The following is an 11,397-nucleotide window of genomic DNA, read 5'->3' as shown; positions in this document are numbered from 1 at the left end:
AGCTCGAAGCCTGCCGTCAGAAGCCGATAGGCGAGCGTGCGATGGTAGTTGCCGGTCGCCTCGAAGCCGACAAGGATCGGCCGCCCGATCGCGGCAAGGTCCGCAGCCAGGCGGTCGTAGTCCTGCTTGGTCGCCATCACGGTCATCCGCCGGCGTCGACCGCCTTCTGGCCGTTCGATCAGCACCTCCTGGCGGTGCTTGGACATGTCGATCGCTACCAGCACGGCGCCGGTGGGAGTAGAAAAGCGCTTGGTCATGGTTGGCCTCGCTCCAAAGTGTTGTCTCGACAACCTCACYTTAGAGACCTGCTGGCCGGCCATGACCGCCGTGACGGCGCGCTGCGCTACGCAAGGCTTCGCGCGCCGTCAGGCAACGGTCGAGCCTCTTCCCAATGTGCTACGGCACCGAGTTCACCTCGATGGCGATCCTGCGCTGGTGCCAGCAGACCGGCGTCGAATGGCACTACGTCGCCCCCGGCAAGCCCACGCAGAACGCCTTCGTCGAGAGCTTCAACGGGCGCTTCCGGGACGAGTGCCTCAACGACACGCTGTTTTCGACACTCGCTGAGGCCCGCAGCACCATCACCTCATGGAAGGAGGATTCAACCGACATCGCCCCCACTCGGCCCTCGGCAACATGATGCCCGCCGAGTTCGCCCTCAAATCCACGCTGGAAAAACAGGCCGCCTAAGGCCAGAAGCGAAACCCAGGACTCTCCCTCAGCTCGGAGGAGAAAAGGGTCTCAGGTCACCTGACCGAGACCGGCACGTTGAGGGGGATCGGGGCGCTGGCCGGTAAGAGGGCGAAAATGCGGGACGTCTATGAGGGTGAAGCGCGGCTCTGCAAGTCGCGAGCGAGCGCTGCCAGAAAGGCGACCATCGACCGCTCCGCCTTTCCCCGCTGCAGATTGGTGACGATAGTTTCATAGAGCCCGGGCTCGTCGACAAGCCGCAACGCGGCTTTAGCAAAGGACTTGGCCGTGCCATCGCGGGCGACGATGCCTGTGACCCCATCAATGACTTGTTCGACAAGTCCCCCTGTCGGCCGCGCTACGACAGGCAAACCTTTGCCAAAGGCCAGGCCTGCGACCCCCGACTGGCTTGCTTCCGAATGAGACAATGCCAGTGCGTGGTAGCCGGCCACGGCCTGATCTATCTCCTTTTCGCTCAGCCAACGATTAGCGATTTCCGCATCGAGTTCATTGAGCGCCGTGCGATAGGGCGACAGATCACCTTCGCCGAAGACGCCCAGTGTGACGCTACGGCCCAGTGCGCGGATATGCTTCACAGCTTCAATTAAAAGATTCAGGTCCTTGTAAGGCAGKATCCGGCCGAGGAATAGAAGCCGTAATGGTTCACTAGCGGCCGGCGGGCAGAGGGAGTGCGGCGCAGTATCCACGGTTGGCGCAAAGTCAGGATGGAAAAGAGTAAGAATGCGATCGGCATCGATACCGTGCTCTTCCACCAGGCGGTGCGTTACGGAGCGGCTGAGGGTTACGATGCGGTCGCTGCGATTGAGATCGCGCTGATACCAAGCTTGGAGGCGACCGGCGGGATCACCGGGATGAGGGTCGGCGTCGTGAACAATCGTGACAATTCGTGCGCCAGCCTCGCGGAAGGCGGAGTAGAAAAACGGTGTCCAGACATGCGACAGGAGCAAGACGACGCTCTCGATACCGTCCTGCTGCAATCTCTCCCTTAGCATCGTCCGCTGCGACGGAAGCGAGCGCAGGTTCAGGATGGCGCCCGCATTCGAGGTGAATGTGTTAATTGGAATGAGGCGAGCGCTCGTTGTTGCAAACTCCTCGAAAGTCTCATTCTGGCGCGAAACAGAAATCATGGCGTCGAGAAGAGGTTCGGCCTGTGCGGCGCGCCACACATCCAGTGCAAAGCGCGACACGCCGCCTCGTCGGCCCCAATAAACAAATAATGTGCGGTGCGGCTTAATCATGACCCTACAATACCTTTGGTAGGATATCGACGGGAGCTAATGACAGAAGTCGATCCACAAAATTCTTTGTCGTGGCAAGCACCGGTAATTGCAGCGGCTCGCCTCGGAACGGCCCGCACTCCAACGCGTGAAGCACTATGTTGGCCGCTATTTCGGGTAGCGTATCGGCCCATCGTCCGGCCCCGCTGGAATAGAGGCCGGAGGGGTCCTTGATGGGAACGAGTTCGAAGGGCAACGCGACGCTGTTGTCGTCGGTGAGGAGTTCGGCCCCYCCCCCCCAGCGAGGGGCAGCGACTGGAACACCGCGGAGGATCGCCTCCGCATAGGGGAGGCCGAAGCCCTCTGTCCGTGACAGGGAAAGAAGCAGGTCAAGATCGTCGATGAAGCGGATTGCCGCTATGCGATCATCGTCAGCTGCTGACGTAAAGACGCGATTCGGTGCTGAAGCCCGAAGCTTATCGAGCAACCCGAGAGACTTGGGGTCAGAGGACAGGTCGCGCACCTTCAGCCTAACGTTGATATCCGTCCGCTGGCCCAGCAATAGTTCCAGAGTTTGTACGACGCCACTTAAGTTCTTTCTTGCCGCCGAGGAGCCGACATCGAGCATCGCCCCAACGACACGCTGCGTGCCAGAAGAGCGAGATGCAGGCGCGGGTAGTGGTTCCGCGTCTACCGGGTGGCCAAGCAGTCGGACGGCACGGCCGGTTGCGGCGGCGATGATCTCTGCGCTGAATCGGGTCGGCGCGCTAAGGAGATGGAAATTTCGAGCCTGGCGGCGCGCCCAGTGCGCCAACAACTGTCACGGGTTGTATTAATGGCATACGAGAGGGAGCCACGACGGGAACGCCAAATTCCGTTAGGCGACCATAAAGGTCCTGACGGAGCCCTCGCGGCAGAAGCATCCAAAGCCGACGCAAGCCACTCCCGTGAAGCACTAATGTTATGCTGCGGGCGGTAATGAGCCGATCTCCCCTCCATTGCGCGCAAGGCGTTGATTCATGCCGTGGGGCCCTGTATGGCGGTTAACAGAGTCCAGCGCAATCGCGTCCGCTTTCGCGTTTCACAGCGTGGCCATTGAAATTGACTGTTTGGATCGCGTAAGGATTGGAGGCATGCCTTGCAGAAAAAGACCGCGCTCATAACCGGGATCACGGGCCAGGATGGAGCATATCTCTCTGAGTTTCTTCTCAGAAAAGGCTACAGCGTTCACGGCATTAAGCGTCGGACGTCGCTCTTTAACACGGCGCGCATCGATCATCTTTACCATGATCCTCATGAGAAAGGCGTCGACCTGACGTTACATCACGGTGATCTGACCGATTCATCGAGTTTGACCCGTATTATACAGGCTGTGCAACCGGACGAGATTTACAATCTGGCGGCACAAAGTCATGTCGCTGTTTCGTTTGAAGAGCCAGAATATACAGCGAATTCGGACGCTCTAGGCGCCTTGCGGTTACTAGAGGCGATCCGCATTCTTGGTTTGACAGAAAAAACCCGATTTTATCAAGCTTCGACATCGGAACTCTATGGCCTCGTACAAGCGACGCCTCAGAACGAAACGACCCCGTTCTACCCGCGGTCCCCTTACGGGGTAGCTAAGTTGTACGCTTATTGGATCACGATTAATTATCGTGAAGCTTATGGGATTTATGCGTGCAACGGAATTCTCTTCAACCATGAGTCGCCGATTCGTGGAGAGACCTTCGTTACGCGCAAGATCACGCGCGCTCTGGCCCGTATCAAACTGGGGATGCAGAAGCAGCTGTTCCTCGGCAATCTCGATGCCTTGCGTGACTGGGGTCATGCGCGCGACTATGTCGAGATGCAGTGGCTGATGATGCAGCAAGAGCAACCGGAGGATTTCGTTATCGCCACCGGCAAGCAATTCTCCGTGCGCCAATTCGTCACCCTGGCGGCCGCTGACATCGGCATCTCAATTCGCTGGGAAGGCAAGGGCGTCAACGAGAAGGGCTTCGACACCAAGACGAACGAGTGCATCGTCGTGGTCGACCCGCGTTATTTCCGCCCGGCAGAGGTGGAGACCTTGCTCGCCGCGCGAGGAGCTGCTGAATGAACACGGTTACCAGTACTTTCTTCCGCGCGAGTGAGGCGGCTATGTTGGCTATCCCGGTCTACCGGCCGTATTTGCGCGGCAATCTCTCGGCCTATGTAAATGAGTGTCTCAATACCGGCTGGATATCCTCGCGCGGCGATTTCATCGCTCGCTTTGAGGAGGCGTTCGCAACGTTCACGGGTGCACCCGCGGCGACGAGTGTCGCCAACGGGACGGTTGCGATCCATCTGGCGCTCGACGCCCTGGGCATCGGCGCAGGGGACGAGGTGATCGTCCCGACCTTCACGTATATCGCGTCGGTCAACACGATCATGCAGACCGGGGCGAGGCCGATCTATGTCGATTCGCTCGAGGACACGCTGCAGGTCGATCCTCAGGCGATCCGCAAAGCGATCGGACAGAAGACCAGGGCCGTCATGGCCGTTCATCTCTATGGCCATCCCTGCGACATGGACGCGATTTCCGAGATCTGCCGGGAGCATGATCTGTACCTCGTCGAGGACTGCGCCGAAGGCTTCGGCACTCGCTGGAAAGGGCAGCATGTCGGCACGTTCGGCGACGTCTCGACTTTCTCATTCTTCGGCAACAAGACTATCACGACCGGGGAAGGCGGCATGGTGCTCTCGAGGGATCCCGCCGTCATGGCGCGCTGCAATCACCTGAAAAGCCAGGGCGTTTCGGCCGGGCGCGAATATTGGCACGACGCGCTTGCCTATAATTACCGGATGACCAATATCGAGGCGGCGATCGGTCTGTCGCAGATCGAACTGGTCGAGGAGATCTTCGCCGAAAAGGCCCGTGTCGCCGAAGGCTACCGCAAGCGCCTTCAGGGTCTGCCGCTCCACACGCACGATCCCGTTGGGGATGTCACGCACTCCTATTGGATGTGTTCGATCGTGCTGGATGACGGCGACAGAAGGGACGGTCTGCGCGCACTGCTGAAGGCAGAAGGGATCGACACGCGCCCCTTCTTCCCGCCGGCCCATCTGATGCCGCACAGTAGCGCCAAGGGCAACTTCCCTATAGCCATGAGCGTCTCGCGGCGCGGCATAAATCTACCGAGCTTTCCTGATCTCACGGAGGACGAGATCGACAGGGTCTGCGACGCGATTCGCCGCTACTTCCGGTGAAAGGCAGCGCGCGGGCAGCCCCCGGGGAAACGAGGACGCCGGTGAGTAATTACCTTCTAGGCATCTGGAACGCACGGTACTTCTGGTTCCACCTCGCCATGTCTGACCTCCGCACGCGCTGGCGCAGGTCGTTCTTTGGAATCTTTTGGTCGATCCTCCAGCCATTGTGTCTCACGATCCTCGTCTCGATCGTGTTCTCGAAGCTGTTCAACCAGGAGATCCGGGAATACGCGCCTTACATTCTGTCCGGGCTCGTGATCTGGGATTTCTTAACCTCGACGATCGTAGGTGGCTCGCTCGCCTTCGTGCAGGCGGACGCATATATCAAGCAGACGCGCCATCCCCTAGCGATCTACACGTTGCGCAACTGCGTGTCATCGCTCGTCGTCATGGCGCTGGCCAGTCTCGCACTGATCGGATGGGTCATCGTTGTCCTGCCGTCCACCTTCGGCTGGCACTGGTTGGCGGTCGTCACCGTCTACCCACTGATCCTGCTGATCTGCTGGCCGATTTCGACCGTGATGGCTTATATCGGCGCACGCTACCGCGATCTGCCGAACGCGCTTCAGCTGATTCTGCAGGCGCTCTGGTTCGTCTCGCCGGTCTATTTCCTCGATTCGATGTTCCGGAACGGAGGGCTTCACTGGTTCGTGGACTACAATCCGATATATCACCTCATGCAGATCGTCCGCGCTCCGCTCCTGAGCGGCACATGGCCGACTCTRACCAATTATGTCTGGTGCCTTGCGACCTTCATCGTCGCGGCGCTCATCGCGATCGCCATGGGCACCTGGTCGGAAAAACGAGTAATCTACTACCTATGACCAAGGCCCGTATCCATCTCGAAGACGTGCATTTGCACTATGCCGCCACCGCCTACAAGGAGCGGTCGCTCAAGACCATGCTGACCGGCATGTTCAAAGCGCGGCGTTCGCGCAAGGAACTGGTCGATATTCACGCACTCAAGGGTATCAGCGTAACGATCGATGAGGGCGAGCGCGTCGGCCTCATCGGCCATAACGGCGCCGGCAAGAGCACGTTCCTGAAGATGGTGGCGGGTCTTTATCCGGCCTCCTCCGGCGGTGGCGAGATCAGGGGCACGGTACGCTCGCTCTTTGACATCAGCCTCGGCTTCGAGCCGGAGGCGACCGGGCGCGAGAACATCCTCTACCGGGGGCTTCTTCTTGGCCTAACCCCAAAATTCATGCGCTCCATCGAGGAGGAGATCGTCGAGTTCGCCGATATCGGCGAGTTTATCGATTACCCGATAAAGACCTATTCGGCCGGTATGCAGGTCCGGCTTGCCTTCGCGATTTCCACGGCCGTCGGTGGCGACATTCTGCTCTTGGACGAGGTGATCGGCGCCGGGGATGCCAAGTTCATGGAGAAGGCAAAAAGGAGGATCTCCCGCCTAGTAGAACAGTCCGAGATCATGATCCTGGCGTCACATGACACGAGCACGTTGAAGTCGACATGTCAGAGAGTTTTGGTCTTCGAGGCTGGACGAATCATATTCGACGGGCCGGTGGTGGAAGCGCTTGAGTGTTACGCCCAGCGAAACGAGAGCAAATTATGACGGATCAGAGGCCAACGCGTATTCTATGGCTTCTGAACCATAGCACCCTGCGCAAGTTCGAGCTGACTCAATTGCGCGCCATGGGCATTACCGAAGTTTTCCTTCCAAAGAAGTTTCCTTACGACGAAGGCAATCTTTCAGCAGATGTTGATTGGAGCGTCGACCCCGAACTGTCGATTCCCGATGAAGATCTGGCCATTCTTAACGAACAGGACTGGTACGGCTCACCTAGCGATGCAGCGTGGGAAATCGCGAACAAGCATTTCGACGTCGCGATTATCGGCTTCTTCCCGAAGCAGATTTCCTCGGTAGCGAAGCGCTTCAAGGGGCAGGTCGTGCTTCGGGTGTTCGGCCTTTCTCGCGGATTGAGCTATACTGAGCTCTTGTACGAAACGGTCGGTACGAGTGGCTATGCCCATCTCCTGCGCTTGGGGGCGCGCCTTTGGTTCGGCGCCGGCTATGATCACCTCTACGCCGAAGAAGGAAGTCTTCTGCAGAGACAAAATCTCTATCTTCCCGTCGGCCTCGCCGGCGCTGACCGAAGGAGGGAATGGACCGGCGCTCAAAAAAAGATTTTATTTGTATGCCCCCGAATTGGCACTCAGAAATATTTCTCAGATATTTATGATGAATTCAAAGAAACGTTCGAGGGATTTTCATACACTGTAGGGGGAGCGCAGCCCCTCCCGGTCAAGGATCATGCGGTCATTGGCTATGTATCATACGATGATCATCTAAAGAATATGCGGGAGCACCGAGTGATGTTCTATCACTCGAGAGAGCCTAACCATATCCACTACCATCCCTTCGAGGCGGTTCGGGCGGGAATGCCGCTCGTCTTCATGTCGGGAGGCCTGCTGGACCGGCTCGGCGGGAAGGACGTTCCAGGGCGCGCCAGGACAAAGGGCCATGCGCGAATGCTCGTCAGGCGACTTCTGGATGCCGACACAGAGACGGCAAAGCGCTATGCTGCAAAGCAGGCGAAGCTGCTGGAGGCGGTCGATCCGGCGCTCTGCGGTCCGATCTACCAGGCTGGTATCCGCCGCGTTCTCGACGCGGCAGCACGAATTGCTCCAGCGCCTGCGCCCGTCCGTGCCAAGAAGATCTCCGTCCTCGTCCCGTTGGAGATAAAAGGAGGGAGCTTGCGCGGAGCGAAGGCTCTCGCGGAGACAATCGAACGTGGCAGCCGGCTTGCTGGCGAAGCTGCAGAGGTCGTTCTTCACTATGTTGACCATGACGGCGTTTCAAAGCGAGAAGATTTTCGTGATCTACGCTCCTCGATCGCCACGCTGCCGTTTCGTTGGCAGGAACTCGATCAGGTTACTGCCCAGAGGGCAATGATCTATGCAGGCTTCGATAACTGGCGGGCCGAGAAAAATTCTTATCTCGCGGTCAGGGATGGTGTTAAGCAATTGGCGGATTGCGATCTGGTCATCGTCATATCCGATCGTCTTCTTTCGCCGATGCTGCCGATGAAGCCATATGTTATGATGGTGTACGATTATCTTCAGCGTTATTCGCCGGTATTTGACGACGCAGCCTATGCAAGGTTTCTGGACGCTGGCAGGCGTGCGCAGCGCGTTCTTACAACGACGCGCTTCACTTATGGCGATGCACTTCAATTTGGCGGCATCCCGAAGGACCGCGTACGGTTAGTGCCGATGCTCGCGCCGAATTTCTCAGAAACGCCGATCAGTTCGCCGGCGACCAATCCCGCCTATTTCATATGGACGACCAATGCCGGTCCTCATAAAAACCATCTGAACGCCCTTGAGGCGCTAAAATTGTATTATGAGAGATACGATGGAGCGCTTGCTTGTCGGGTGACTGGTGTCAATACCGATAAATTATTGAAGGGCAGCCAGAAGCATCTTCGCCCCGTGCGTGAGCTCTTCGCACGATCCGACGTGTTGAAGAAGAATATTCGCTTTTTGGGTGAGCTCGATGACGATGGCTACAAATTCCTGCTATCGCGGGCGCGCTTCCTGCTGCACGCAGGCATGATCGATAACGGCACGTTCGGCGTCGTCGAAGCCGGCCAGCTCGGCGTTCCGTCGCTGTCGAGCGACTACCCTGCCATGCGCGAGATCAACGAGGCGTTTGGCCTCGATCTCAGCTGGATGGATCCGCGCGACCCCCGAGAGATGGCAAGCCGATTGAAGGACATGGAGGTTCAGTCCCTCCGCATGGCGCCCCTCGCTCGGCGCGCCGTGCCCGAATCGCCGCGTGATGACGAGAATGCGCGCATTTACTGGGATTCACTGCGGGATCTGATATGAGGCGGTACGGCGTATTCCTGATCTATCCCCCTTCCGTCGATATGCGGAAAGAGGGACTTGGACGCTACCTCGCTGCTTTCGTGAGGGCGGCAACGGAGCAAAGCGACGTCTATTTGGTAATCTCGTGCCCAAGCTGGTCTCGGAAGACACTGAAGGAACTCTTCAAGGACGCGCGGATCACTGAGGACCGCTACGAGTTTTGCGGGCCAGTCAAAAGGCCGCTCTTGCTGTGGCTCTATGAATGGCGCTACGGCGCGCAGAAGAAGCCGGCTCGCGCTTGGACGCGAATTGGGAAAGTGGTCAAGCGCTACGGCACCAGCGCCGCACTTTCGTTCGCGGAAACACTTGGCGGGGCGAGAACGCCGTTCGGCTGGTTTTTGGCACTCTGCGCACTGATTGTGCTGGGTACCATCGCTCTGCCGTTTCTGCTCCTTTTCTACGCGCTGGGGTTCGGGCGGGGGCTTTTCAATTCTGCCGGGCGCCGATTCGTCCGTTTCATCAGGTTGCGTTTGAACAGGGCAAGCGCCCGGCTCGGCCAGTGGCTCAATGGTCGGGTCCCGACTCTGYAGTGGTTGGCCTTCGAAGGCATGAAGCGCCACGAGGCCGATCTGATGTTGGAGAAGATAAAGAATAGCACCGATGTGCGTGCCTGGTACGTGCCGTCTGCTTTTTGGCCACAAGTGAGCGAGATCCCCGCGCCTGTGCTCATATGCCTTCCGGATATTGTCTTGCAGGAGTTTCCTGCTGGCTTTGCCGAGACGGGCAATTCAACGCTCACAGCCTATCGTGATATCAAGCGGACGATCGATGGCAACAAGTATTTTGTGACTTATAGTGGTCACATCAAGCAAAGCATTTTATGCGAGCAGTTCGGGGTTCCCTCTGAGGATGTTCGCGTCATAAGTCATGCACCAAACGAACTCGGATCGTCTGTCCATCTCGTCAATACTCCCAACCCTCGAGAGGCCTCCCTCCATTTTGCGCGAAACGTCTTTCGGTCGGCGCTAAAGAAGGGGCTGCATGCGGAATATCTCGCGGGCTGGGATAATCCAGACGTCAAATACATCTTCTACGCCAGCCAGTTCAGGCCATCCAAGAATATCGAGAACATGCTTCGAGCATATGAATTCTTGAAATCCGAGAAGCTTTTCAGTCATAAGATTATTTTGACTGGAAACCCGGCTCATATGCCCGAGATCAGAGATTTTATAGAGAACAATAAGCTTTCTTACGATGTCTTGTGCTTGGTCGGCTTGTCTGAGCAAGAGTTGGCTGCCTGTTACAAGCTTGCCGATCTAGCAATTTGTCCGTCGTTCTCGGAAGGGGGCATGCCTTTCACGTTCACGGAAGCCGTGTCGGTCGGTACACCATGCATCATGAGCGATATCGCCGTGACCCGGGAAGTCATTGTCGATCCGGAATTGCGGAACGCCACCCTCTTCGATCCTTACGACTGGCAGGCGATGGCCAAAAAGATTCTTTGGGGCCTAGAAAACAGGGATTTCCTCTACGAACTGGAGCGCAGATTTTACGACGACGTGCTGATCAAGCGCACTTGGGCGGATGTCGTTGACGAGCATTTCGCCTTCATGGACGAAATTGCGCTGAAAGAGGCGCAGGTCTCGATCGGATGATGCCGATTACCGGCATGACCTCCCTCCTGATCCTCGGCTTCGGGGGCCATGCTCGCAGCCTCGCCGACGTTGCGATCGCGGCCGGTGTCAGCCGGCTTCTGTTTCTCGAGCCGCTTGCGCGCGCGGGCGAGGGTTTTGCGGGGTTTCAGGCGGTCACCTCGCTTCCTGCCAATCTCACCGGCGAATGGTTCGCTTTTCCCGCGTCCGGTGACAATGCGCGGCGCGAGGATCAATGTGTTGACGCGCCATTCCCGCTGACGCGTCTCGTCTCGCCCGATGCCACTGTCGGGCTCGAGGCCGAAATCGGCGAGGCGACCTTCCTCGCTCGCCATGCACATGTCGGCCCGCTGACTCGGATCGGGCGGGGCGTCATCCTCAACACCGGCTCGATCACTGACCATGAATCCGTGGTCGGCGACTTCTCCCATATCTCGGTTAACGCCACGGTGGCCGGCCGTTGCCGCATCGGGCGACGTGTCATGCTGGGCGCCGGCGCGACCGTGATCGACGCCGTCACTGTCTGCGACGATGTGACGATCGGAGCGGGGGCCGCCGTCGTCGCCGACATCACCGAGCCCGGCACCTATGTCGGTGTGCCGGCGAGGCGGATTGCCTAATCTAGTGGATTGATCGGGACGGAAGAGTCCTGTTGGGGATTCCGGCCGCTGATGCGGTGTGCGACATTGCGGGATGCGTACCGGTATCAGGATCGAAGTCACGGCTTCGGAAAAGGGTCGGCTTGAAGCGATCGT

10 protein-coding genes and 1 pseudogene are annotated in these 11,397 nt (G+C 58.2%); 8 read left to right on the top strand and 3 right to left on the bottom strand.

Annotation, left to right across the window (positions count from 1 at the left end):
• The coding region (locus tag AC1D34_RS31235; RefSeq protein ID WP_476826321.1) for an IS110 family transposase at positions 1-257 on the bottom strand (257 nt) is incomplete at its 3' end.
• A gap of 143 nt (positions 258-400) precedes the next feature.
• Between AC1D34_RS31235 and AC1D34_RS31230 the strand changes: the two are divergent.
• Positions 401-690: pseudogene (locus AC1D34_RS31230) on the top strand (integrase core domain-containing protein); the annotation flags it as partial.
• Positions 691-818: 128 nt separating this feature from the next.
• Here AC1D34_RS31230 and AC1D34_RS31225 read toward each other — a convergent pair.
• Together AC1D34_RS31225 and AC1D34_RS31220 are read right to left on the bottom strand one after the other, a co-directional pair.
• A complete protein-coding gene (locus tag AC1D34_RS31225; protein ID WP_476826320.1) occupies positions 819-1,898 on the bottom strand; it encodes a glycosyltransferase in 1,080 nt (359 codons plus the stop codon).
• A gap of 55 nt (positions 1,899-1,953) precedes the next feature.
• Positions 1,954-2,556 carry a glycosyltransferase gene (locus tag AC1D34_RS31220; protein WP_476826319.1) on the bottom strand — a complete coding sequence of 201 codons (603 nt, stop codon included), beginning with the start codon at positions 2,554-2,556 and terminating at the stop codon, positions 1,954-1,956.
• A 510-nt stretch (positions 2,557-3,066) separates the two neighbouring features.
• Between AC1D34_RS31220 and gmd the strand changes: the two genes are divergently transcribed.
• From gmd to AC1D34_RS31185, 7 genes are read left to right on the top strand one after another with little or no spacing between them, the layout of a single operon-like run.
• Entirely contained in the window at positions 3,067-4,026 is a 960-nt protein-coding gene (gmd, locus tag AC1D34_RS31215) for a GDP-mannose 4,6-dehydratase (RefSeq protein ID WP_476826318.1), read from the top strand.
• Positions 4,027-4,070: 44 nt separating this feature from the next.
• A complete protein-coding gene (locus AC1D34_RS31210; RefSeq protein WP_476826322.1) occupies positions 4,071-5,156 on the top strand; it encodes a DegT/DnrJ/EryC1/StrS family aminotransferase in 1,086 nt (361 codons plus the stop codon).
• A 41-nt stretch (positions 5,157-5,197) separates the two neighbouring features.
• On the top strand, positions 5,198-5,980 hold the full coding sequence (locus AC1D34_RS31205) for an ABC transporter permease (RefSeq protein WP_476826317.1): 783 nt from the start codon (positions 5,198-5,200) through the stop codon (positions 5,978-5,980).
• On the top strand, positions 5,977-6,732 hold the full coding sequence (locus AC1D34_RS31200) for an ABC transporter ATP-binding protein (RefSeq protein ID WP_476826316.1): 756 nt from the start codon (positions 5,977-5,979) through the stop codon (positions 6,730-6,732). Before AC1D34_RS31205 ends, AC1D34_RS31200 begins: the two co-directional genes overlap by 4 nt.
• Entirely contained in the window at positions 6,729-9,011 is a 2,283-nt protein-coding gene (locus AC1D34_RS31195) for a glycosyltransferase (RefSeq protein WP_476826315.1), read from the top strand. The genes AC1D34_RS31200 and AC1D34_RS31195 overlap by 4 nt, the downstream gene beginning before the upstream one ends.
• On the top strand, positions 9,008-10,645 hold the full coding sequence (locus AC1D34_RS31190; RefSeq protein ID WP_476826314.1) for a glycosyltransferase: 1,638 nt from the start codon (positions 9,008-9,010) through the stop codon (positions 10,643-10,645). Before AC1D34_RS31195 ends, AC1D34_RS31190 begins: the two co-directional genes overlap by 4 nt.
• Positions 10,646-10,659: 14 nt before the next feature.
• A complete protein-coding gene (locus AC1D34_RS31185; protein ID WP_476826313.1) occupies positions 10,660-11,262 on the top strand; it encodes an LbetaH domain-containing protein in 603 nt (200 codons plus the stop codon).
• Positions 11,263-11,397: the final 135 nt, after the last annotated feature.

This window comes from Allobosea sp. P1_A7 (assembly GCF_056406775.1).
This window is presented reverse-complemented; position numbering and strand designations above follow the sequence as displayed.

Excerpts from the sequence above, each read along its gene's own strand:
- AC1D34_RS31200 (WP_476826316.1), top strand. The coding sequence starts at position 5,977 with ATGACCAAGGCCCGTATCCATCTCGAAGACGTGCATTTGCACTATGCC.
- AC1D34_RS31195 (WP_476826315.1), top strand. The coding sequence starts at position 6,729 with ATGACGGATCAGAGGCCAACGCGTATTCTATGGCTTCTGAACCATAGC.
- AC1D34_RS31185 (WP_476826313.1), top strand. The coding sequence starts at position 10,660 with ATGACCTCCCTCCTGATCCTCGGCTTCGGGGGCCATGCTCGCAGCCTC.